The organism is Clostridioides sp. LIBA-7678, from assembly GCF_056716065.1.
The window spans coordinates 1,654,052-1,677,239 of the sequence record NZ_CP196987.1 but is presented as its reverse complement, the minus strand read 5'-3'; the positions used below and the strand labels follow the sequence as shown (position 1 = coordinate 1,677,239).

The 23,188-nt window shown below is 27.8% G+C and carries 12 protein-coding genes; 4 read left to right on the top strand and 8 right to left on the bottom strand.

The features are described from left to right. The first annotated feature begins 126 nt into the window (after positions 1-126). Positions 127-1,632: an ABC transporter substrate-binding protein gene (locus ACTG46_RS08155; RefSeq protein WP_054270001.1), complete on the top strand. Its 1,506-nt coding sequence runs from the start codon at positions 127-129 to the stop codon at positions 1,630-1,632. 155 nt (positions 1,633-1,787) lie between these two features. On the opposite strand, the gene ACTG46_RS08150 is transcribed toward ACTG46_RS08155, so the two are convergent. Continuing rightward, positions 1,788-3,701, bottom strand: coding sequence for a sensor domain-containing diguanylate cyclase (locus ACTG46_RS08150; RefSeq protein WP_054276456.1), 1,914 nt, complete (start codon positions 3,699-3,701; stop codon positions 1,788-1,790). Between the two features lie 1,320 nt (positions 3,702-5,021). Here ACTG46_RS08150 and cotB point away from each other — a divergent pair. The 3 genes from cotB (at position 5,022) to ACTG46_RS08135 (ending at position 8,622) form a co-directional block, all read left to right on the top strand. Then, positions 5,022-5,936, top strand: a complete 915-nt coding sequence (gene cotB / locus ACTG46_RS08145; RefSeq protein ID WP_054269999.1) for a spore coat protein CotB — start codon at positions 5,022-5,024, stop codon at positions 5,934-5,936. A gap of 320 nt (positions 5,937-6,256) precedes the next feature. Beyond that, positions 6,257-6,904, top strand: coding sequence for a lactate utilization protein (locus ACTG46_RS08140; protein ID WP_407814406.1), 648 nt, complete (start codon positions 6,257-6,259; stop codon positions 6,902-6,904). A 392-nt stretch (positions 6,905-7,296) separates the two neighbouring features. Next, positions 7,297-8,622 (top strand): MATE family efflux transporter, encoded by a 1,326-nt coding sequence (locus ACTG46_RS08135; protein WP_407814405.1) that lies wholly within the window; start codon positions 7,297-7,299, stop codon positions 8,620-8,622. 81 nt (positions 8,623-8,703) lie between these two features. Here the strand turns inward: ACTG46_RS08135 and ACTG46_RS08130 are convergent, their stop codons facing one another. The 7 genes from ACTG46_RS08130 to ACTG46_RS08100 all read right to left on the bottom strand — a co-directional run bounded on the left by ACTG46_RS08130 (position 8,704) and on the right by ACTG46_RS08100 (position 23,014). Then, on the bottom strand, positions 8,704-9,498 hold the full coding sequence (locus ACTG46_RS08130) for an ABC transporter permease (RefSeq protein WP_074178992.1): 795 nt from the start codon (positions 9,496-9,498) through the stop codon (positions 8,704-8,706). Further along, entirely contained in the window at positions 9,499-10,374 is an 876-nt protein-coding gene (locus tag ACTG46_RS08125) for an ATP-binding cassette domain-containing protein (RefSeq protein WP_407814404.1), read from the bottom strand. It abuts the gene before it with no gap. After that, the gene (locus tag ACTG46_RS08120; protein ID WP_479923913.1) at positions 10,367-10,747 is read right to left on the bottom strand and encodes a GntR family transcriptional regulator; all 381 of its coding nucleotides are present in this window, start codon (positions 10,745-10,747) and stop codon (positions 10,367-10,369) included. The genes ACTG46_RS08125 and ACTG46_RS08120 overlap by 8 nt, the downstream gene beginning before the upstream one ends. A gap of 180 nt (positions 10,748-10,927) precedes the next feature. Next, entirely contained in the window at positions 10,928-11,587 is a 660-nt protein-coding gene (deoC, locus tag ACTG46_RS08115) for a deoxyribose-phosphate aldolase (RefSeq protein ID WP_054269993.1), read from the bottom strand. Between the two features lie 35 nt (positions 11,588-11,622). Further along, positions 11,623-13,167, bottom strand: a complete 1,545-nt coding sequence (gene murJ, locus ACTG46_RS08110; protein ID WP_479923912.1) for a murein biosynthesis integral membrane protein MurJ — start codon at positions 13,165-13,167, stop codon at positions 11,623-11,625. A gap of 529 nt (positions 13,168-13,696) precedes the next feature. After that, positions 13,697-14,581, bottom strand: a complete 885-nt coding sequence (locus tag ACTG46_RS08105) for a sigma-70 family RNA polymerase sigma factor (protein WP_021384276.1) — start codon at positions 14,579-14,581, stop codon at positions 13,697-13,699. A gap of 351 nt (positions 14,582-14,932) precedes the next feature. Then, positions 14,933-23,014, bottom strand: coding sequence for a DUF7507 domain-containing protein (locus ACTG46_RS08100; RefSeq protein ID WP_479923911.1), 8,082 nt, complete (start codon positions 23,012-23,014; stop codon positions 14,933-14,935). Between the last annotated feature and the right edge of the window lie 174 nt (positions 23,015-23,188).

Genomic DNA, 23,188 nt, shown 5'->3' with positions numbered 1-23,188 from the left:
TATAAAGAAAACTCTACCATAAACTTTCTTATTAATACTAATTTGTATTGTATGATTTTCTAATAAATTTTGATATAATGAGTTTTAAGATTAAGTAGTTATAACTAAGACGAGGGAGATAAAAATATGTACAAAAATTTGAAATTATTAATTATTGCTTTACTTACATTGGCATTATTTACTGGTTGTAGCTCTGGTAAAAATGAAACATCAGAAGAAAAACCAATTCAAATTGCTTTAACACAAGATATGTTATCATTTGATCCAATGATGACTTCTGACATTTTCTCAGAAGCTATTCTCAGAAATATATACACAACATTGTACGATTTTGATGATAATCTACAATTAAGAAAATTACTTGTTAAAAGTGAAAAAAGGATAGATGATTATACTTGGAAATTTGAAATTCAAGATAATGTTAAATTTCATGATGGTTCTTCTTTGACAGCAGAAGATGTTGTATTTAGTATTCAACGTGCTATGCTTGGAGGAAGAACAAAAAAGGCTCTTGAAATTTTAGAAAGTGTAAAAAAGATAAATGATACTACATTTGAAATTGTTACAAATGAACCTTACTCTGAATTACCTTCATTATTTGCCAAAGCAGAAACCTCTATAGTTTCAAAAAATGTAGTTGAATCTAAAGGATATGATTTTTCCAAACCAATTGGTTGTGGCCCATTTAAACTTATTGAAAGAATAGAAAATAAAAAAATCTCATTAGAGCGATTTGATGATTATTATTTGGAAAAGGCAAAATCTAAATATCTCAATTTTTTAGTTATTGTTACAGAGCAAGATAGAACTACAGCTCTGTTAGATGGAGATGTTGATATATTATTTAGTGTTTCTGCATATGATTGTGACAAATTGAAATTATCTGATAATGTTACATTATTACAATCTCCTTCATCCAAAATTGAGTATTTATCACTTAACACAAAGTTTCCACCTTTTGATAATCAAAAAATACGTTTAGCTATGAGTTATGCAATCGATAGACAAAAAATTACTGATAGTATATATCATGGCTACAGTATACCTTCTGTAAGTTTAATACCTAAAGGTATTATGGGATATAAAGAACCTGAAATTACATATAATCCAGAAGAAGCAAAACGATTATTAAAAGAATCTGGCTATGAAAATACGTTAGAATTAAATGTAATAACCATAAATACAATCAGAAAAAATACATTAGAACTTATTAAATTAGATTTAGCTAAAGTAGGTATCAAATTAAATTATAATTTAGTTACTATGCAGGAAGCTGCAAATATGATGAATGAGGGTAAACATGAATCTATTCTAGTTGGTTGGGCATTTAATAATGATCCAAATGGTGTGCTTCCAGTTTTATTGGGAACTAATAGTGGTAAGACTCAAAATTCAAGTAATTACAGTAATCCTGTAGTAGATAAATTGCTAGCAGATGCTAGAAAAGAAGATGATAAAAAAAAGAAACAAGATATATATGAAAAAGTAAACTCTATAGTCACTCAAGATTCCCCTATTATCATATTACAAAATCCAATGGTATTAAGTGCTGCCTTAAATGATATAAAAGGAATCCATATAAATCCTCAAGGATTAATTCAATACAATTCAATTTATCGTGAGTCAAAGTAATTATAGGATATGTTTCTATAGTATCAAATTTCTCATACCATTCTTCAACACATAGTTCATTATGTATCGATTGGAACTTTAGCCCAGACTGATTTAATCTAGTCTGGGCAGTATATGTAGCATACATTTTAATTTTTGATTTTTCTAAATATAATTTATTTTATGCTTGCCTTTAATTGTCGCTTTACTCGATACATAGATTCATCTGCCTGTTTTAATAATTCTTCAAATGTTGATGTTGAATCACTATCCCATGTTGCTTTTCCTACACTAGCAGAAATAATAAATTGTTCTTCTTCATATTCATATTTATAAATTAGTTTTTCTTCAATCTTTGACTTTATGTCAGTTAAATCATTTTCTGAAGTAATAGGAAGCAAAACTATAAACTCATCCCCACCTAATCTTGAAACAATTCCGTAATCCTTAACAATTGATAATAAATCATTTCCTATCTGAATAAGAAGCCTGTCTCCTTCACTATGTCCAAAGCGATCATTTACCAACTTGAAATAATTCATATCTGCAAATAAAATTCCATACATTTTACTTCTGTTATTTTCTAAACCATCATGAACATAATCCATAAGTCCAAGTCTATTATATAACCCTGTTAAAGAATCTCTCCTAGCTTGTTTATTAGATTCAATTTCTTGCTTTTTAAATCCACTAATATCACGTAACTGTATAAATAAACGAGAAAGTCTACTATCCTCATATAAAGGTACAATAACTACATGAAACCATCTTTGATTCAAATGTGAAGTATAGACTTCTACCTCAACTGATGTTGCAAGGTGTTTATCCCTCATATTTTCAAAAATGCTACGTAATTTGTTTTCATCTTCTTTACAAAAGCATTTTACAAAATTTTCTATAACACAATCATTTTCATCTAATTCAATTCTATTCAACAATTCAGTAAAATTTTCTTTATTACTATAAATCTTTTGTTCCTTTACATCGATATCAATATTAATATCTCTCATATCATTTGATTGATATAACTGATAAATCCCCTTAAAGTTGTGCTGAGCTAATGATACCGTATTCATCAACTCAAAAAATTTCTTTCTTAGATACTTTGTTTCGTAATATCCTGCATTCTTTTCATTATCCAAAATCTCTCTATCTAAATTATTCTGATATTCATCCATAACTTTGATTAAACTTATTATTGGTTTAACTACTCTATTTGTAAAATAAAATGCCAACAAAATATCTGCAATAAATATAAATGTAATGATTATAATATAAATATAAATAAATTGATTTGTAAAATTATAAATTAAACTATCCTCCACTAGAATTACTAAATACCAAGGAGTATTATGAATTGATTTATAATATCCAAAGGTATTTTCTTCTCCTATTTTTGATTCAATTTGTCCAAAAGAATTCTTCGAAAAGTCATCTTCAATCTTAATGATTTGATTATCTTCACTATGATAATAACCTTTATAATTAATAGTTTCACCATTCTTTCTACAAATATAAGTTGCAGTATCACTTATATCGTAATAACTGCTAATAATCTTAAATATAAAAGATTCATTGTAAACTGAAATCATGCTTCCTATATATTCACCATTAATCCAGACTGGAGTCAAAATTCCCAAACTATATGAATTTTGTGATAGATTAAATTCTAATACTTTTTGTTTTTCATCTTCTATTTTATTTGGTACCTGATTATAAATCTTATCAACTATTATTTTTTCACCTGTACTGTAAATCAATTTATTATCCTTATCTATCATGATACTAGCCATAATTTTATCTTCAGTAATATCTAGATAGGAGGTAAAAGCTTCTATTAAATACTCTTTGTTTTTATTTTCATTATATTTATTCAACGTTTTTTTAGCAAAACTACTATTATAAATTATATCTGACTCAATTGTTTGAGATATATAATCTCCTTGTACATTTATACTTTCATTTAAATTATTTGCATAAGTTTTTTTTGATAGTTCAAAACCACTTTTATATAATAAAACTGAAACAATCATAATAGGTATTAATGTTAATACAATAAAAGCTAATCTGAGTGCATTTTTTAGTTTCATATATTTTATCATTCCTTTCACTTTGGTCAAGCACAAACATGTATGAAAATGTTGTTCTTCTCTAATCTTTATTTTATAATCCTTGTATGGAATATTACTATTCTATAAATTACAGGAATTATTTTCACACCCAAATAGATATACCCTCAACTTTTCAAGTATAAAAAAGAGGGGCATTAAACTTGGGTTCTTTATTATTTTGTACTAAGCCATGTTTATTTAGCTAAAGGATGATAGTTATTGTTTCTATTCCTATTTATTTTAGGGTAGTGATACCTATTATAAAACTTACTTATCCCCTCTATTGTGGCCTTGATGTATACTAAAATTTTACAGTTGCAACTGTCATCATCACTAATTATACTGAAATTTCTGAATATATCCAAAAATCTTTTTCAGCTACCAATTCCAGTATTCCTGTTTTCCTCCAAAAAGTTTTCAATAATTTTGTTAACTTATTCATTATTATTTAGATTAACTCATGTTAAAATACTATTGTATTTATTTTTAATAATTTACATACTACTAACAATAAAATAGCTTATAAACCCAAATTACACTCAACCTAAAACCATATTATATAATAAAAATATTTTTTATATCTTAAAATCTATTTTATTTTTCAAATTTTATCTCAACTTGTTTTTAGTAATTTATACAATGAATTTATTGTTGTTTCAAAGTTAAATATATTATAGCAAATTATATGTAAAATGTCATAAATTAATTAATCCAATAATTTTTTTATAACATAGTAATATAATTATATCTAATATATTATTCTTTTTGAAGTTTTACCCATAATTTAGTAAACTCACGCTTTTATTGTTTTTTATAGTGAAATTAGTATAAAATATTTTTTAAATAATAATAATTTCTCATGCCTTAATTAATGAGAGTTTTAAACAAAAAATATATAATTCACTTAAAATCTAAGTATAAATTTATTAAAAAGAAAAACAAGTAACCTAAATCCTCTTTTTTTACAACTTAAAATTGAATCATTGGTATACTTTAATATTTACTTGCCTCATTATTATAAGTAATATACTGACACTTACTAAACAACTAAATTGTATGCCCAATAAATCTTTAAATCTTTTTTTAAAAAAACAGATAACAAAAATTATTATATAGTTGTCTTTATGTTTATTTATAAAATACTTCTTTTGATTATTTTTGCCTAAATAACAGTCCTTTAAATGCTATAGCTTAGTAAAAAGCAATTCTAAAATTTAGTTAATTTATCCTTAATATACATAAATTTAAATATTAGGAATAAAGTATTATAAATAAGATACTTTCTAAAGGGAGGAAATTATGATAGATAATCAAAAGTATGCTATTTTATCACTAGAATTACATTTATTTTTTGCAAGAATTATGAAAGAACATTCTCTTTTTCTAGAGGCAGGATTTACACATAAAGATTATAATCTTGCTATGGAAGCTGACCACTATAAAAAACAATTTGAAGATTTATTATCATATACTGTTAGTGCTAGTAATGGTATAATTAGACCTGATATATTATATTCAGAAGAGATTGTAACTACTCTTACATTGAATGCAGAACAAAAAACTGAAGAACTTACAGGAATAGAAATAAATCAAAACTTAACTACAAGAGAATTAAACCTACAAAGTGGTGTAAACCCACAGGTTGGTCAAGACTTAGTAGACTATGTAGCTCAGCTTAACTCTGATGCAATAAGATTACTTGATGGACTTATTAATTTAAAAGAAAGGGTTTTAGATGGAGTACTATCGTGCACCTTGTTCACTTCAAACTATCCATTACTTATTGAACATATAATACATGAAGCAAACTTGTATCGTTCCTATGTAATTGACCTTGAAAATAAAGTAGATATTGATTTAAAAAATTTCAAAGAAATAGAATTATTCTGGGACCATATTATGATGGAACACGCACTATTTATGAGAGGATTACTCGACCCATCTGAAAGCGAACTAATAAATACTGCAAATGAATTTGCTATAAAATTTAATGAATTAATTGAAAAAACAAATGAAATGACTGATACTGATGTAGCAAGTATTACAGATGAAACATTAAATGAAACTGTTGAATTTAAGGATTTTAAAGAAGCTGGTACATCAGGAATAGAAGAATGTAAGATAAGGTCTATAATATTACCACTTTTAGCAGACCATGTATTAAGAGAAGCCAACCACTATATTAGAATATTGGAAAGTTATAAAAATATGTAATTATAATTTCTTTTAATCTCTATCTATTTAATCAAAATAAAGGTACACATAAATCGTACCTTTATTTTTTTATATTCTATATAATTCAAATCATTTATTTATGAAAAACTAACCATCTATAATTAATAACTCTATTTTGGATAAATATACTTATAAAAATATCCATAAATATATTTTTATAAGTATATATATGTAATGATTTATTAAAATTTTGATAGTAAATATTATCCTAAATAAATATTTATGTTATAACTATATTATAACTACATTAATAATTTGTGGTTATAATCTTAAAATTTAAATATGGGAGTGATTTTAGTATGATAAGACAAACACCATTGGAAAAACGATATGATAAGTTAGGACCAAATATCATTAAATCTCTTAAAAAACGTTATTTTGATGCTTATTACTGTAAAACTAAGAATGATGCTTTACAACAAATTTTAGATTTGATTCCTCAAAATCATGTAGTATCATGGGGAGGCTCTGAAACACTTAAAGAAATGGGAGTACAAACTGCTATTAGAGACAAAGGATTCAAAGTCATCGATAGAGATTTAGCAAAGACTCCAGAAGAAAGAATAGAAATTATGCGTCAAGCACTTCTATGTGATACTTTTTTGATGAGTAGTAATGCAATTAGTGAAGATGGACAACTCTTCAATATTGATGGAAACGGAAATCGTGTAGCCGCAATGATATATGGTCCAAAAAGTGTTATAGTTGTAGCTGGTATGAATAAAGTTGTTAAAAATATTGATGATGCAGTTCAAAGAGCTAGAACAATTGCTGCTCCAGCAGTTGTACAACGTTTTCAAGATGTAAACACTCCTTGTTATATCAATGGAAGTTGTATGGATTGTACAAGCCCTGAAAGTTGTTGTGCATATATGGTAACTACAAGAATAAGTCGTCCAGCAAACAAAATAAAGGTAATATTGGTAGGAGAAAATCTGGGTCTATAAAATATACATATATTTAATCAACTCTATAAAGAACTAAATTAAATAACTTACTCATATAAGTGGTAGAATAAAATTCTTTCATAAAACTTTCATTCTACCACAAGAAGCTAGCAAAGAATTTGGTTTTTATAATTATCTCTAAATTTTACAATCTCTAATATAATATTAAGTTCTTTTTTATTTGCAAAATCAATATCTTTCATAATTGAGTTTTATTAATATAGTATAGTTATTCTTATTAATACAAGTTCATCAATTGTCAAATACAAATTCATTTCTATATAGCTCTTCGTTGATTTAAAGCCACTTATCGTATAAACAAAGTTTTTCTTGACTATATAGTTACTATATAGCTTATTATATATAGAGAGTAATAAAAGGAGGTAAAATTTATGGAAAATTTATTTACAAGAAAATTCACTACTTTTGAATTTCTAAAATTTGTTTCTCCTGCAATTATATCCATGATATTTATATCTTTATACACAATAATAGATGGTATCTTCGTATCAACATTAGTTGGTTCAGATGCTCTTGCTAGTATAAATATTGTACTACCTATAATCAACCTTGTTTGTGGGTTTGGAATAATGATGGCAACTGGAGGAGGAGCTATAGTTTCTATACGTATGGGCGAAAATAGACAAGATGAGGCCAACTCTACATTTTCTTTTATAGTTTTGTTTTCATTGATTGTTGGGGTTTTATTCACAGTAATCTCTTATTTTTTTGTAAAAGAAATATCTATTTTGCTTGGAGCAACAGATAAATTACTACCCTATTGCATAACTTATGGTAAAGTTATGATTTTATGTACACCATTTTATATTTTAAAGTTTATATTTGAATACTTTATAAGAACTGATGGAAACTCCAAATTTAGTTTATTTCTATCAGTCATTGGTGGTGTAACAAATATAATATTAGACTATGTATTTATCAAATGTTTTGGAATGGGCCTTTTAGGCGCTGCAGTTGCAACTGCTATAGGTATTATTTTTACTTGCATTTTAGGTATTATTTACTTCTTATCAAGTAAGTCTACACTAAAACTGAGAAAGCCAAAAACTCATTTTAGACTTATAAGAGATACTATGATAAATGGTTCTTCTGAAATGGTTACAGAGTTATCTACAGGAATTACAACCTTCTTATTTAACATAGTTGCCTTAAGAATAGCAGGAGAAAATGGACTTGCAGCTCTTACTATAGTCTTGTATGCTCATTTTTTAATGACATCAGTTTATCTAGGATTTGCTGCTGGAGTATCTCCATTGATAAGTTATAATTTTGGTGCTGAAAATAGTGATAAATTAAAAGAAACATTTAAACATTCTTTAAAATTCATATTTATTTCATCTATTTTAGTGTTTATTGTTGCTTTAGTTTTCGCACCACTTATTGTTAAAGTTTTTGTAAGTCCAAGTAACGAAGTATTTGACTTAGCTTTACACGGATTAAAAATATTTGCCTTTGCTTTTTTATTTGTTGGTATAAATATATTTGCGTCAGGTTTTTTTACAGCATTTCACAATGGAAAAATTTCAGCTATTATATCTTTTAGTCGTGCCTTTGTTTTTATAATCATAGGAATCGTAATTCTTCCTCCTATGTTGAACTTAACTGGATTATGGCTTACTGTCCCATTTGCTGAAATTCTAACCATATTTATATCTATTCCACTTATAAAAAAATATAAAAGTAGATATAACTATTAATAATATATACTTATTAAAATAAATGAACCTACCTTAAAATACAAATTTATAAATTTGATTTTAGGGCAGGTTTTAATTTATTTATAATAAGTCATTTGCATAATCTTTAATTGGCGCCTTTCTAAGCAATAAAATTATAAATATTATACAAATAACTATAATTCCTACTTTTGTTCCTAATAAAATAAAAGGATTCTGAAATGAATAAATAATCTTTTCTAAATACATAAGTATCTTGTTAATATTTTTAGTTGCAAAATTAACTATATAAATTATGATTAGTACAGGTAATCCTATCAATATAGCAACACTGCTAGCTTTTCTAACTCTATACGTAAAAGCACCTAATAATGCTCCTATAAAACCTATACATATTTCATTTATACATATTTGTACAAAATAGTTTAAATAAGTTAGTGGCACACTTGATGTTGTTGGCTCTATTAGTGCAGATATAGATGTCCAAATCATATCTTTTCTTAGTATAACTGACAGGTCTACACTATAACCTGTTATAATCTCTATAAATAACTTTGATAAAAAAATCAAAACCATACCTACAATAGAAATTATAAAGCTTAAAATAATTAAATTCAGCACAATAGCTTTTATACAACTTTTTCTATTTGCTCTTATACTTAAAGCGCCTGAAAAATCTCTATTTACCATATTTATACTATACACAAATATCAGTATAGTCAGATATGTTGAAATAGGATTCACAGCTGTATATAGATTATCTTTAGATACCTCACCAAAAACCTTAAGAGTAACTACTGGCAAAATACTCATAACAATTCCCATAATTACAAATGTAATTATATATAGCTTAGTATTTTTATTAAAAAATTTTATATATGGTTTTAATTCATTCACTTATAAGCCCTCCTTTTTAGTCATGTTAACAAACATGTCTTGTAATCCTATGTATCCTACATCGATATTTGAATTTCTAATCGCCTTTTCATCATTTTCATTGAAATCGCCATAGTAAAAATAAGCAACTGTATTCCCAAATGTCTTTTTAGGTTTTATATTTCTTATAGCTTCTAATTTTTCTAATTCCTCTTTGTTTCCAGTAATATAATGAGCTTTTTGTTTTATAACATCAATTTCTTCATCTATAATAATTTTACCCTCATTTAATATTATTACATGTTCCAATAAGTCATCTATTTCATCAATCAAATGAGTTGATATTATTATCGTTCTTGGATTTTTTATATAATTATCTAAAATTATGTTATAAAATTCCTGTCTGTTTACTGCATCTAGACCTATTGTTGGCTCGTCAAATATAGTTATAGGTGAATTAGAGCAAACCCCTATTATATTTGAAAGTATAGTTTTCATTCCTCGTGACAATTGTTTATACTTTTTTTTAGTATTTAAATCAAAATACTTACATAATTCTTCTTCTAATCCTTTATCATAATTTTTATAAAAATTAGAAGAATACTCAAATATCTGACTTACTTTAAAATCTGGACTATAAAATTCTTTTTCTCTCACAATACAAACTTCTTCCAATACTTCTATATCTTCTTTTAAGTTCTTTCCTAATATTTCTATCTCACCTTCATTTTGAACTAACTGATTTACTATTATGTTTAACAGTGTTGTTTTTCCAGCTCCATTTTTACCTAATAAACCATATATCTTATTTGTTTCAAAATTTATAGACATATTACTAAAAACTTTTTGTTTTTTAAAACTATGAGATAAATTTTTTATTTTAATAGAACTATTCATATCTTATATCCTCCTTGAAATTGATTATAATATCAACCAATTCTTCTCTATTTATTTCTAATTTGTCAGCTTCTTGAAGTAGATTTTTTATGAAGTTATGTTTAAAATTTTCCTTTCTAGCTTCTTTTATAATAGTTTTTGCACCCTCTGATACAAACATCCCTATACCTCTCTTTTTATATAGAATATTCTTGTCAACCAGTATATTTATTCCCTTTAACACTGTAGCTGGATTAATTTTATAAAGCTTTGAAAGCTCTGTTGTTGATGGAACCTGTTCTTCTTCTTTTATCCCATTTGATAATATCTCATCTTCAATTGTTTGTGCTATCTGAATAAATATAGGTTCTTCATTGTTTAATACTAATTTCATAGGTTCCTCCTTTCTTTATTAGTTAATTACTCAAGTAACTAACTATATAACTTATATTATCTTGAAAAAGATTATCTGTCAATACTAAATAAAAAACAGAGGAAAAATTTCCTCTGTTTTTTATTTAGTATATTCATAATTAAATTTTAATCATTACTAGTTATCAATAAATTCAAAGCTTTAATACTCTGTTATATTCTCATTCTTTAATATCTTACATATCGAGCTAGTTCCTAACCTTTCAGCTCCTGCTTCTATAAATTTTTCTGCATCAGAAATTGATTTAACTCCTCCAGCAGCTTTTATCTTTACATTTTTTCCAACATGTTCTTTCATAAGTTTTATATCCTCTAAAGTAGCTCCATCTGTTCCCATTCCAGTAGATGTTTTTATGAAATCTGCACCTGATATTGTCACTATCTCACACATCTTTATTTTTTCATTTTTATCTAAATAACATGTCTCTATAATAACTTTTAAGATGTTCTCTCCAATAACTTTTTTTATTTCTTTTATCTCATTTTCTATATTATTATAATCTTTATTTTTTATATCTGAAATGTTTACAACCATGTCAACTTCATCTGCTCCATTTTCAATAGCATCTTTTGCTTCAAATACTTTTGTAGCAGTAGTTTGATATCCCAGAGGGAATCCTATTACTGTACATACTTTCATTTTCCCATTTAGATATTCTGTAGCTCTTTTTACATATGAAGGTGGTATACAAACTGATGCTACATTCATATTTACAGCTTCATCACATAAAATTTTAATATCTTCCCATGTAGTAGTCGCTTTTAAAATGGTATGGTCTACCGTTTTTAGTATATGTTTCATAAAATCCTCCTAAATGTGTGATTAATATAATTAAACTACCTTTTTAAATGCAGTTTTCTTTTTGCGATATTTAGTATCATGTCGACTTCTTCAACTTTAAAAATAGTCATTAATAATGTGTAAACTCCTCCTCCAACTAAAACTGAAATAGTTAATGATATAAATTCATTAAATGTACCTAATCCCAAAATCCCAAATACAAATTTATAAGTAAAGTATGATAAAATAGCCATAATAAAAGATGCAACTAAAGATTTCAAAGTTCCTTTTATTATTTTATCTTGACCAAAATACCCAACCTTTCTTTTTAAATTCCAAAAAAGTAATAATATACATGCGATTGATGATGAACTAGTTGCAAGTGCAAGACCACCATGAGCCATTGGTCTTATTAAAATCAAATCTAGCACTATATTTACACATACAGATATAATCCCATTTACCATAGGTGTTTTTGTGTCTTGTAATGAATAAAATACTTTCCCTAAAATATCTCTTAAACCAAATGCGGTCATACCAACTGCATAAAAGGTTAGGGCAGTAGCTGTCATTTGAGTTGCTCTAGCATCAAAAGCCCCTCTCTCAAAAATGATTCTAACAACAGGAGTTGCAAAGAAAATGGATGCAACTGAAATGGGAATCATAGAGATTATTATCATATTTATACTAGATTTAACCGAGCTTGTAAATTTCTTTTGATTATTTTCTGCACTTAACTTTGATAACATCGGATACATAACAGATACTATTGAAGCTGTAAATGTCCCTGTAACAAAACCATTTAATCTATCTGCATAAGTAAGTGCAGGAATACTACCTTTAACTAGTGTAGAGGCTAACGTTGTATCCACCAATGAATTCACTTGATTAACAGCAACACCTATAAATACTGGTGAAAGTAATGACAGTAATTTAATAAGGCTATCATCTTTAAAATTTAGATAGTATAAATATTTGTAGTTCGTTTTTTTAACAAAAAACATGTAAAAAAGTAGCTGAACTACCATAGCAATCACAGCACCAATTGGAAGTATGTATGGTCCCAATACTGTACTTAACATTATTGAAATAATTATTACTATATTATAAGGTATACTCCCAAATCCAACTACGATAAAGTTTTCTTTAATTTGTAAAAATGCTGACATAACACTAGTAATACCTATAAATATTATTCCTGTTATCAATATTTTAGTAAATTTTACAGTAAGTAAAAATCTCTCTCCTTCAAATCCTATAGCAAATATGCTTACAAGTTGCTTTGAGAAAATAATACCTAATATAGCAACAATTATGCATATACCAACTATTATATTTAAAACATTATTTAAAAACTTTAGTGCTTGCTTTTCACCTTGTTTACTACTTATTTCTTGATACATAGGAATAAAAGTAGTAACTATAGCAGTGCCAATTGCTGCAAATATAATATTTGGTATATTCATAGCTGTTAAATAACTTTCTGTATATAAGCCTGTACCATAAATTGATGATAGCACTAATTCTCTACCCATTCCAAGAATCTTAGAGATTACAGTAACTATCATCAAATAAAAAGTCGCTTTCGCCACCTTGCTCATTTTATCACTCCACTTCTAACCCACTTCTTTTAATTCAGTAAAGATAGCCTATTACATACAATTTAATCTATTATTCCCACATTTTACAAGGATAATAACAGTGTTTATTTTTTAATATATCGTAAATAACACTGTCTTTATATTTTTATTTCTACAACATTTTCTACATTTGTAATTTAAGTCTAATAGTATAAATTTAATTGAATCCACAGAAATGGAGTTATCATTTTCTAATCCTGGTAAAACAAAAACACTTATATTGGTTATATCTCTAAATTTCATCTTATTAATTTCTTATAACCTAATAATCTCCACATAAGGAAAAGATATAATCATTTTTATCATCTTTTTTAAGTTATATTTTAACATATTTTATCTATTTTGAAAAATTTTAATCACTTTTACTAAATAACTATTCATTTACAAAAATAAAAAATGAAAATAGTTACTATTTATAACTACTATCTTCTATAAAAAAATAAAAGCAGGAGAGTCTTTCTCCTACTTTTTTATATTCTCTTTAAAAATATTAATAAAAATGCTTTAATTGTTTTAACTTACTTGGATGTCTTAACTTTCTTATTGCTTTAGCTTCTATTTGTCTTATTCGCTCTCTAGTAACTCCAAATACCTTACCAATCTGTTCTAATGTCTTAGGGTCATCATCATCAATCCCAAACCTCATTCTTAAAACTTGTTGTTCTTGTTCTCCAAGACCTGTAAGCAATTCTTCTATTTTTTCTTTTAAATTATGTTGTTCAACTTCTCGTATCACAACATCCTTAAAATCAGCATCTGATGGTATAAATTCAACTAAACTACTATCTTCATCCTCTTTTAATGGAGTATCCAAAGATACAACATTTTTATCTCTTCTTAATAATTCCAATACTTTATCAACTTCAAGACCACATGCATCTGCAATCTCCTCTACAGTTGGTTCTCTTAATAATACATTTAAAAGTTCTTGTTTCTTTTTCTTTACAAAATTTATTCTTTGATGAAGATGTATAGGTATTCTAATAGTATTTTCGCAATCGTCAATATATCTTGTTATGCTTTGTTTTATCCACCAAGTTGCATAAGTGCTAAATTTGTATCCCTTTTTATAATCGTACTTCTCTACTGCTTTTATAAGTCCTATATTTCCTGCTTGAATTAAGTCTAACATATCAATACTGTCTCTTTTATATCTTTTTGCTATACTCACTACCAACCTATAATTTGAATTTATAAACTTTTCCTTTGCTACTGAAGATGAGTTGATTATTTCCTTAGCCAGCTCTACCTCTTCTCCTGCTGACAACATTTTGTATTCCTCAATTTCCTTTAAATACATTTTCATCGCATTTGATACATTTGATGAACCCACACAAATATAATTTTCATAATTATTTTCTTTTTTAGTATCCATAATCAAACCCCTTCTATTCATAGAATTTGCTAAAACAAAAATAAATAATTTAAATCTACATAATCTACAATTACATAATATCCCCTTTCTCAAACAAGTTGTTTTGTATATTATGTATACAAAGTTATAAAAACTATACCTATAATACTATTCTATTTTTAACACCAATATCCTCCCCATATATATAATTTATTTTATTATATCTTGCTATATCCTTAGTTTTTAGAATGATATATGTCTAAAAAAGGGGCTATCGTACTAGAAAAGGGTGCTACCTCATAACCATCTAATATACTCAATAGCCCCTCAAAGATTTATCTTTAAGGGGCTAAAATAATCTATTTTATTTCACTAACATAAATTTACAACTTGAACTTGGTAAATAACCGTTATTATTTGGCCAGGAACCATAATATTTAAGTTAAATCCAGCTGATGGGTTAAGAGTTTTATCTCCTACTCCATTTATAGTTACTGATCCTAAAACAAATACTGAGTTAGCTGGCGTTGGATCTAGAAATACTACATTAGTAGCATTAATATTACCATTATTAACTATTTTAACAGTATAAGTTATTATATCTCCTATTGTTGCATATTTCTTATCTACTGACTTATTTACACTTAAACTGCCATATGCAATATTAGTAGCTACAACATTAGAATAAGCTGTATCACTGTATGATGATTGTTTTGGATCAATAACATACTGGAATGGTATTACAGCTTGATTTATTACTTGGTTAGTAGAAGGAACTGAAGTTACTATTACTGTAAATACCACTGTAACAACATTACCTATTCCAATACTTCCAAGGCTAAATCCTTTTGTTGGGTCTGCTGATGAATTTGTTACTCCATTTATAACTACACTTCCTTCATTAAATGTTACACCAGTTGAAGGAGTATCTTGGAACATTACATTACTATCTATAACATTACCTACATTTGTCAAAGTTACTGTATAAGTTAGTATATCTCCAATTGTTGCAATTGATTTATCTACCATTTTCACTGCATTTATCTTACCTAATACTACATTGGTTGTTACTGTATTACTATGTTGAGTGTAAGTTAATGGTGTCCCATTAGGATATATATAGTAACTAAATTGAACTTGTGAAGTGTTAGTTATATATGATGGTGTTGGTAAAGTGTTTATCTTAGCACTAAATCCTACAATTACGGTTTGACCTGGAGCCAGATTTGGTAAAGTAAATCCAACGGTTGGGTCTAGTGATGGATAAGTTACTCCATTTATTGTTACAGTTTGTGTAACAAAAGTTAATGATGATTGTAATATATCTAAGAATTGTAGATTATTTGAAATAACATTACCACTATTTACTATAGTTGAGGTATACGTTATTGTATCTCCCACCTTAGCATACATCTTATCAACTGTCTTAGTATTTGTTAATTGCCCCAAGTTAATATTAGTGGTTACAGTATTTGATGTTGCTGATATTTGATATGGAGTTGAGCCTATATTATAACTTCCACTTGATGTCGCGTAGTTGGTAACTATTGGTGGTGTTGGTAATGTGCTATTTACTGTAACTTGGAATTGAACCAAAGAGGTATTCCCAGCTACTAAATTATTTGGTAAAGTAAATCCTCCTATTGGATTATAGTTTGCATAACTTATACCATCTATTATTACAGTTCCATTTGCAAATGTTGCTCCATTTGATAAGAAATCTGTAAATAATATATTAGATATAGGTGTATTTCCTGTATTTTTAACTAATACACTATAATTTAATGTATTGTTTAAAGTTACATATAACTTATCTACACTCTTAGTTAAAGTTAAACTAGGCTGAACTATTATTGTACTTGTAGTATTAGACTGATAAGAACTACTATAAAGAGATCCATTTGGATTTACATAATAGTTAAATGTTCCTATAGCATAGTTTATTACAGAATCGTGAGTCGGATTATTTATTACAGTTACTGTAAATTGTACTGTAACTGATTGTAGTGTTGGTATCGTACCCAAAGTAAACCCTTGAGTTGGGTCATAGTTTGTATAAGGTGCTCCTCCTATAGTTACTGTTCCACTATTAAAAGTTACATCTGATTGTAAGTTATCAAGGAAATTTACATTTTTAGCATCAACATTTCCAGTATTAGCTACAACTACTGTATATGTTAAGACATTACCCATAGTTGCATATGACTTATCTACGCTCTTTGTTAGAGTTATTAATCCTACATTTATTTGAGTAGATACAGTATTAGAGCTAACTTGAGAGTATATATATGATTCTGATGGATTTATTAAATATGAAAAAGTAACATTTGCTATATTGCTAATCAATGATGGATTTGGTAATAATGTCACTGTAGTATTAAAGCTTACTACCACTGTAGCACCAGGAGCAATATTTCCTAATGTAAAACTAGCATATGGGTCATAACCAGAGTATGACATTCCATTTATACTTACTGAGTTAGTAATAAAAGTTAATCCACTTGGTATCACATCTCTAAAGTTAACATTGTTAGCTACTACATTACCTGTATTTACAATAGTAACTGTATAAGTCACTGTATCCCCTATAGTAGCATATGCTTTATTTACATTCTTAGTAACTGATAATGAACCTACATTTATTGTTGTAGACACAGTATTACTTGTACTTTGAACTGTAACTAGTGGATTAGATGGATTTATATAGTATCCATAATTTGCTGTAGCTGTGTTGTAGATATTATCAGTAGATGGCATTGTACTAACTTTTACTGAAAAAGTTACTGTTGCACTTGAGTATCCAGCAATATCTGGTATATTAAATCCTACATTTGTATCAGCATTAGGTTGAGAGATTCCATTTACTACTACTGAGCCACTTATAAGCTGAGCATTTGATTGTATAATATCTTTAAATAGTATATTAGTACAGTTTGCATTACCTGTGTTATTGATTGTTATTGAATAGTTTAATGTATCTCCTATAGTTGCATATGTCTTATCTACTGATTTAGTAAGTGTTAATACTCCTAATTGTATATATGTTTTAACCGTATTAGAAGTAGCAGTCATTGTTTGTTGATTATCTGATGGTGTTAACTGATAATTAAAAGTTGTAGAAGCTGTATTATCTACTTCTCCACTTGTAGGTATAGAAGTTATATTAACACTAAATGTTACTGTATGATATTGATTAGGCGCTAAATCAGTTAAGCTAAATCCTACTGTAGGGTCATAGCTTAATTGTGGTGTCCCATCTACTACCACAGAATTTATATTAAATACTGTTGATGCTGGTGCTAAGTCCTTAAAGTTTAAACTTGTAGCGTTTACAGAGCCTGTATTTTTAACTATTACTGTATAAGTTAAGCTATCTGGTTCAGTTGCATAAGTTTTATTAACTGATTTTGTAAGAGTTAATTCACCTACTGCAACATAAGTTTGTGTAGTATTAGTTTTAATTTGAATACCAGTATAAGTTTCTCCACTTGTGTAATCATAAGTTATTGTAGCATGGTTGTAGATAATATTGCCTGTCGGTCTAGTCTGTACAATTGCTTGGAAACTAACTGTTACAGGTGTTCCTGGAACAATGTTTGGTAGAGAGAACCCTTGACTTGGGTCAGCGCCAGTTTGTTGAGTAGTACCTATATAAACTGAGTTTGCTACTAACTTAATATTAGAGTCCAAGATATCCAAGAACTGTACATTTGTTGCATTGACATTACCATCATTAGTAATAGTTATACTAAAGTTTAAAGTATCTCCTATTTTAGCTATTGATTTATCTACAGATTTATCTGCTGATATTATAGTATCATAAACATAAATAGTAGTCGTATTAGAACTTGCACTTGTATTTATTGCACTACCAGTAGGATTAACATAGTAAGAATAATCTATTGTGGCTGTATTTAACAATTCATTATTTGTTGGTATTGAATTGGCAGTTACCTCAAACCTTACTGTAGTTTGTTGTCCTACTTGTATATCATTTAAGCTAAATCCTATATTTGGATTATAGCTTGACATGTTAGTTCCATTTATATATACAGAGCCTGAAACAAAAGATGATTCCACTTGAATGATATCTGTAAAGTTAATATTCTTTAATACTGTGTTTCCAACATTAGCTATTACTACAGTATAAGTTATTATGTTATTTAATTTTATAATAGTTCTATCTGCTGATTTAGTAACAGCCATATTTCCATAGTTAATATAAGTTATAGTAGCATTACTTGTCGTATTAGAAGATATACTCTCCGTTCCAACAGTGTATTGATAGTTTAGATTTGAAGTATTGGTAATATATCCACTACTTGGTACACTAGCTACTTTTACTTGGAAACTTATAGTTACAGATTCTCCAGCTGCAATAGTTCCTAATGAAAACCCTTTACTTGGGTCATAAGATGATTGTGCTGTTGAGCCTATCATAACTGAGCCTATTACAAAAGTTGTATTACTTGGCATTACATCTAAGAACGTTGTATTTGCAATACTTTCATTACCATTATTAGTTATTACTGAAGTATAAGTTATTGTATCATTTAAGGTTGCATAACTTTTATCTGCAGTCTTTGTATTAGTAACAGACATAGTTACAATATTTGTAGTAACTGTATTACTTGTTAAACTTCCACTAATATATTGACCTGTAGGACTTAATTGGTATTGGAAGTTCATACTAGCAGTATTGTTTATTTGTGGTGGTGTTGGAATACTAGTTATTGTAGCTTGGAAAGTTACAATAGTTCTACCACCTGGGCTTATATTAGGTATAGTAAATCCATTGTTAGGATTAACATTTGAATATCCTGTACTTACACCATTTACTGTAACTGAACCAGGTACAAATGTAGATCCATTTTCAATAATATCTACCAAGTTAACATTTGTTAAAGGTACTGTCCCTGTATTATTTGCTGTAACAGTATAAGTTAATGTATTTCCTAGCATTGCATAAGATTTATCTACTATTTTTGTTATTGTTGCTGAATAAGAATTGATTGTTGTAGTAACAGTATTACTTGTTATATTGTTAGTTACTGGTTGTTGTGATGGATCTATATAATAACTATAAGATGCTATTGCACTGTTTTTTATAACATTTGGTGAAGGTGTATTATTTACAGTCACTTTGAAACTAATAGTTATTGTTTGCCCAACATTCATAACCCCTAATGAGAAACCTTGTGTTGGATCATAATTTGATTTTGATACTCCATTCACTACTACACTACCTGCTACTAAAGTTGCTTCTTGTTGAAGAGTATCTGTAAAGGTTGCATTAGATATAATAGCAGTACCATTATTTGTAGCTGTAAATGAGTAAGTTAAGGTATCTCCTACTGTTGCATATGCTTTATCTACACTCTTTGTTAAGCTTAGTGAACCTACAGGATCATAGGTTACAACTGTATTAGAGTATATAGTCTTAGTAACTTCTGGCGAAGTTGGATTTACCTGATAGTTTATTACCGCTTCTGAATAGTTTGGTATATATCCAACAGGTGGATTTACAACTATTGTAGTCGCAAATACAACTATTACAGTATCACCAGGATGAATATCTCCTACAGGGAATGATTGAGTAGGATTATATGATGGATAATTTACTCCATTAATATATACAGTCTCTGGATATAAGTTCATGTAAACACCTATATAGTCTGCGAATACAACATTTGTTAAAGATACTGTTCCTGTATTTTGAATAGTCGTTGTATAAACCAATGAATCCCCTAGCTGAGCGTAGTGTTTATTTACAGTTTTTGTAATTGTATAAGCCACTTGATTTACTGTTGTTTGTACAGTATTACTATATATAGATCCCTTTAGTTCACTATTGTTAGGGTCTGGTTGATAACTATATACTAAATCACTTTGATTATATACAATGTTTGGAGTAGGAACTGAATTAACCTTAACTTGGTATGTTACTTCTATAGTATCACTTGCACATATTGTTCCAAGAAGAAATCCTTGATTTGGATTATATGATGAATATGACACACCATTAATTGTAACTGTTCCAGGTATAAGAGTTGTGCCTGATTGAATATTTGATAAAAACATAGTACTAGTTGCATTAATATTACCATTATTAGTAATATTTACAGTGTAATATAATGTATCACCTATTATTGCATAGTCTTTATCCACACTTTCAACAATATTCATACATACATAATTAGCTATAGTATCAACTATATTAGAATCTTGCTCTGTAGTTACCACACTAGATGTAGGTGTTATTTGATACTTAAATGGAACTTGAGCTATATTTTGTATTGTATTTGCTGGATTAAGTTGTGTTACTTTAACTTGATAGCTAATATTTGTAGTTGCTTGAGAATTTATAGGATTTGGTAATACAAATCCAGTAAAAGGATTTAACCCTGATTGAGCTACTCCATTTATTTGAACGCTGTCACTTACAAATGTAGTTCCAGGTATTGTTGGCTCAGATATTTGAAATTTAGAAGCTGGTTGATTTCCTACATTACTTAAGCTTAAAGTATAAGTTACTGTATCGCCAATATTAGGATAATTATTATTATTACACCTTTCGCCTATTACATTTACATATCCCACTTGTATACTAGTATGATTACTAAATATAGTCTTTTCTCTTATATAACCATATTGATTATACCTATACCCAAAACTTACACATGAAGAATTATCTATATTTGTTGATGGTGGTAATGAATTTATTTTTGATTGAAATAATATTTGTGTGCTACTTCCTGGCGCTAAATCTTGTAAAGATATACCTACTGTTGGGTCATCTGTTATATCTGTTGTACCATCTATTGTTACACTTCCAGTAATAAAGGAAGAATATCGATTAATTTTATCTTGGAATAATATATTTGTTGCAACTATGTTACCTGTATTAGTTATATTTATTGTATATGTTACAGTATCTCCAATATTTGCAGTACTTGCTGAAGCTGATTTTGATATATTTAAAAGAGCTTCTTGAACCATTATTTGAACAGTATTTGTATTTGCATTGTTTGTAATAGTATTTTGACCTGATGTAAATTGGTAACTATAATTTACAGTATCATATATCAAATTGCCTGGTGTTGTAGGCAATGAATTTGATTTAACTGTAAAATTAACATTGGCAGTCCCATAAGCTGGAATACTTCCTATATTTACACCTTTTGTAATATCTCCACCTTGAATAGTTTGATTGTTTACTATAACTGAGTTTTGAACAAAGCTAACTGATGGGTCTAAAGTTGTAGATAATATAACATTGTTAGCAATAATACTTCCATTATTTTTTATTTGAACTGAAAATACTAATTGTTCTCCAACCTCAGTGTTATATTCTCCATCACCATCTATATCATATAGCTCCAAATAGGCTGTAATATCAGGTGCTTGAGCAAATACTTGAGTACCAAAAGCTACTATTTGTACTCCATCTCCAGATACACTTTCAGTTATTTGAGTAGCTAATAATGATTGATTTGTAATTAATGTATTTGAAATATCTACATCTACAATATCCCATTTATTTCTTGCTCCTACAAGTTGTGTAGGTACAAACCCATCATTGTTATTAGTTGCATTAGTTCCTGAAATATTTAGTAAACCATTACTAGAGCTTGTAGGGTCTGCTACATTTATTACTCCACTAAAGAAATTATTTTCTGGATTGTTTGGTGATGTCCCAGGATTAGTATTTGGTGAAAAAACTGAGTTACCAACATTACTTAATTGAGCAAAAGATGGTCCCACTTCTACATATTCATTTCCATCAAGTGGAGAACCATTTGCACAAGCAATAAACATATTGCCTTTTAACATTGATGGATCTGTACTAGTTGTATATCCAGACATTGTCATTTGTAATGGTGTATTAGTAGTTGCTACTGATATACCAGAGTTATAAAGAATCATTTGAGGTTTAAATAAATCATTTCTATATATTACTGTTAATGTCCATCCTGCTCTTGTATTACTTAGACCTGTAGAGGGTACACTTATTGGTACATTTGATACTGTATAACTTCCTGATAGTGCTGCCTGAACATATGTTGTTACATCTGCAGCTCTGTATCTATCAACATTTCCTGTTGGCCCATTATAAGTATCCATATACTCAGGTATTATGGAATATATTCCTTGTGGAGTTGTAAAAGTTATTGCGTTATCTTGAATACTGCTAACACTTTGTGCTCCTGATACACTACTAGTAACTGTAGAATACCAAACAAGCTCTGCATATAATACTTTACTGTTTGATAATATATTTAAATTTGCAGAACTTCCTGCTTTAGTCCAATCTCTTGTTGTTGTTCCATTAGGCATAATTAAATCAGATGTACTTACTGTTAAAGCTGTACTACTACCACATACAACTAAACTGTTTCCTGTACCCACTAAAATAGCTTTATCTATTGCCTTAAAACGTGGTGTTAGTGACATGTTTACCTCCTTGCAAAGAATATTTTTAATTTTACATTATCATTTTTAATAATTACTGTATATTATATTAAAGTAGTAATTTTTTAGTTCCTAAAAATTAAATTTTTAATTAAAACAAATATTTTTTTATCGAAATATGTATATTTATTTTGAATATAATTTATTAATAAACTT